Here is a 1,743-nt window from a genome sequence, read left to right on the forward strand (position 1 = left end):
GTGTGGTGTGTGGCGTACCGTGTACGCACACCCACACCACACAGCCTTGATTTATATTATTTGTTTAGTGTAGATCGTTTATTGCGCGTAAGCATCTAACAAGCGAAGTCCTGTGAAGTTAAAGACCTGAACGCAATAGATCGACAGGCACAAAAGCAGCAGGCATAAAAATGGGCTATCAGTGCGTCAACACCATAGCCCTTGATGAACATTAAGAAGGAATGTCCATGACTAAATTTTATGGGGAAAATACCCCTTTTACAACTGCTACACCTGAAAACTATTCTAAATTCGCCAATGATTTCCTGAAAAATCGGACTTTACCCACTGTCAGCCCGTGGGAGTGCCACGTTAGTAATACGTGGCAAAACTCGAAGGCTCAAATTCCATCTAACGAAGTCCTAAAAGATTGGCAAGCGGCTAACGAAGTAAAGTTGGTTATTGATGATCAAGGCAATCCAAAAATCCTACTGGTGTCTGCACCTGCTGAACATGAAATAGCGTTTATAGATTGGATTTCATTCTCCTTAAAGCGTTACACGTTTTCGGATCACTATATTGGACTCTCAGAAGAATTTATTAACGATGCCTGCATAGAAGCAATGGGGGAAAAGTTAGAGCAAATTTTCGGATTTAAAGTCGGTAAAAAAAGAAAAAATGGCAAAAACTTCTATGAACAATGTTATGAAATTATTAATCATGATGATGTCGTGGTCGGTGATCTCTGCATAGGTGGTCAAAACAACACAATGCTTGTGATGTTATCTGGTCAGGGTTGCTTGATGGGTGACTACGGCTGGCAAGAAAAGTTATATCAATTCTTAAATAAGGCGCAAGGCGCAAAAATTACAAGACTGGATTTAGCACATGATGACTACGATGGTACTTATTTAGATATTGATGATCTGAATGAAAGAGAAACGAACGGGGAATTTTACTATTTTGGAAAGCCTGCACGTGTAACTTGGTTCGGTGATTGGAAATATTTAGATAGAGATAAGCTAGGGCGTACTTTGCAGATCGGTTGCCGTACTTCAGATAAAATGCTTAGGGCTTATGAAAAAGGAAAGCAATTAGGGGATAAAAATAGCGACTGGTTAAGGGTTGAGGTTGAGTTAAAAGCAAAACATACAATTATCCCTTTTGATGCGATTATAAATCCCTCTGATTACTTCATTAATCTGTATCCGTGTTTTAAAGACCTGTTTAAATACGATGATCAGGTTCAATCAAAAATAGAATATGTAAAAAGATCATTGAAAATAAGTATAGAAAAAGGGGTGGATATATTTCGCCATCAATTCGGGCGTTGGTTGGGGTTCTTCCGTCAATGGTTCGGGGATGATGAAACATGTATACAGGCTTTGGCACATGATTTCAGTGTTCCAAAACGATTTAATATGACTAAACAGGATTGGACTAGGGTGCATCCTGATTTTTGTGTTCCTTAGGCTATTTGTGATTTGTGATTTTTAAGGGCGCACTTTACCATTGAATCAATGAGTGCTTAACAGAGATGGCGGAGTGCCATCGAACTGACGGACTATGAGTTACTAGCCTTTTCCTCTCTGATTACCAATTTGAAGGCATTTGCGCCTAATGACAGGTACAGCGAAGCCGAATGGAAGGGGAAGGTTGTGTGGTGTGTGGCGTACCGTGTACGCACACCCACACCACACAGCCTTGATTTATATTATTTGTTTAGTGTAGATTGTTTATTGCACGGAAGAAGCTAACAAGCGA

At 39.9% G+C, this 1,743-nt stretch carries 1 protein-coding gene; it reads left to right on the top strand.

The annotated features are described in order from the left end of the window. The first annotated feature begins 227 nt into the window (after nucleotides 1-227). A complete protein-coding gene (locus tag FTV42_RS16610) occupies nucleotides 228-1,451 on the top strand; it encodes a replication initiation factor domain-containing protein (RefSeq protein WP_180012541.1) in 1,224 nt (407 codons plus the stop codon). Nucleotides 1,452-1,743 lie beyond the last annotated feature (292 nt).

The sequence above is a fragment of the Acinetobacter sp. YH16052 genome, assembly GCF_013417155.1.
Lineage (GTDB): Bacteria > Pseudomonadota > Gammaproteobacteria > Pseudomonadales > Moraxellaceae > Acinetobacter.

Coding starts and splice junctions, on each gene's coding strand:
- FTV42_RS16610 (WP_180012541.1), top strand. CDS start 228: ATGACTAAATTTTATGGGGAAAATACCCCTTTTACAACTGCTACACCT.